This window comes from Nocardia sp. NPDC050630, assembly GCF_044457245.1.
Classification (GTDB): domain Bacteria; phylum Actinomycetota; class Actinomycetes; order Mycobacteriales; family Mycobacteriaceae; genus Nocardia.
This window is the reverse complement of record NZ_JBITGN010000066.1, coordinates 1-1,811: the sequence shown is the minus strand read 5'-3', so window position 1 is coordinate 1,811 and position 1,811 is coordinate 1. Positions and strand designations below refer to the sequence as shown.

The following is a 1,811-nucleotide window of genomic DNA, read 5'->3' as shown; positions in this document are numbered from 1 at the left end:
CGTCGTCGCGCCATGTCGTGATCTCGTCCTCCTGCACCCATTCTGGTGCACCAGAACTCTCACAACCGCTGGACCTGCTCAAAGGGCTCCAGTCATCACCATGCCGGAGCGTCTGGTTACTGAGGCCAAGCAGGAGACCGACGAGCGGTTGTGGATGCATCTATCGAGTGAGCTCGCCCGCAGTGAGGTCGGAATCGAGGCTGATGGACGGCGGATGTAGCAGTCCCTCGCTGAGCGGGGCACGGCGAGGGGGCGGGCCGGGGTGCGGAATTAGCTCTGCAGGTGGGCCAAACCTCCTGGTCACGATCAGCGGGTGTCAATCGCGGGCCGCTCGATTTCCGAGAGCCCGTCCCCGGCGCGGGACCGATGTCCCCGGTCCGCCGACAAGCTGCTCTGCACTCATAAAATGCCACCACCTCGTGACCGCGTAGTGCCGCTGACCGGGCCGCTTCCATACCCGCGGGTCCCGCGCCGACGATCGCGATGCGGCGCGGCCGCCTGTCAGTTGAAGGGGCCGACGGAATTCGTTCCCGAGCTCGGGATTAACGACGCACTGCATCCGCTTCTGTTTCGCGACGAATTCCCGAGCGCACCCTGCAACAAGCGATGCACGGCCGGATCTCGGCGCGTCGGCCCTCGCGGGTCTTATGGACAGTGGATGGATCAGCGAGCTGACTTATTACCCATGCCGACCAGGTCGATGGCACCCGACGATACGAACGACGCAGCCTTGTCGAGGTCCATGCCGAGGCGGCTGATCCCGATGACCGGCTTCCCGGTTGCCTCGCGTACGGCGGTCGCCAACGGGACGAGCGAGCCCGGCTCGACACCTGGCGGGCGTGTAGATCCATTGGCGGGATTCGTACGTGCCTGCCGGAAGGCGAGCCGGCCAAAGTGTGGGACCGGCTCGATACGGCGTCGGTGATCAGGCATCATTTCCGACGGGCGGGCATTTGCACCGTCTGGAGATTGGGCTTCAAGCAATCCAGCTTCGCCCTATCGCGCGGGCCCCCCACGCACCGCCCCTGATATGTGGATCCGGCCGTCGGTTTCCTGAGATGCTCTTGTCCCCGTTAACCTTTCGGCGCCGGGTAAGTCATCAGACCCAAGGACCTCCCTCCAATCCTTCCCGGCTGCGCCGGGGATATGACGGTGAGGTCGACTCGGAGCGCCCTGCCGGTGTTGCCACCGGGCAAAGTCTAAGCCGCCTCCCGAACCCGGCGTGCGCCGCCAAGCGCACCGGGCTCTCCACAAATCCCTTCGGGCAGTGGATGTTTCCTCATGCCGCACTCGGCCACGGCGACGCGATCTTCGTGCCCCGGTAGTAGTAGCGCTTTGCGCTGACTCGTGCGGGGTCGAACAGTGTCACACCGCCGTCGCCGGGCCAGATGCCGTAGCGTCGACGTAGTTGTTTCCATGGGGTTCGCCGATGCTTGCGCTCCTGCCACCTGACGATTTCCTGCCACTTGGTGGGGGCGTTCGGGCAGTGCTCGCAGATGTTGCGGTCACGAGGGACCTCGTGTCTGCACCGGCCCGCCGCAGCCGGTCCGTGTTGAACCGCTTGTTCACAGATTTCGTCGGGACACGAATGTGGTGCTGCTGGTCCTGGAGCCGAATCGGTAGAGCGAACGAGCATGTCGGACATGGGATCATGACTCATCGGGTTGCGGAACAAGCAACTCACGCAACGAAACTTCAGCAACATCGGTGGCCGGATCAGGCCGCGGTGGGGCGCTTACCGTCGGAGGCGATGGTGAGGATGTCCTTGTTGCCGTCTGCCCAGGTGGCGGTCATAACGAGGGTGTCGATCC

At 64.3% G+C, this 1,811-nt stretch carries 1 protein-coding gene; it reads left to right on the top strand.

Going from position 1 to position 1,811, the window contains the following annotated elements; translation table 11 throughout:
- Nucleotides 1-220: hypothetical protein (locus tag ACIBG0_RS42210; RefSeq protein ID WP_397041285.1), on the top strand; the 220-nt coding region annotated here is incomplete at its 5' end.
- Nucleotides 221-1,811 lie beyond the last annotated feature (1,591 nt).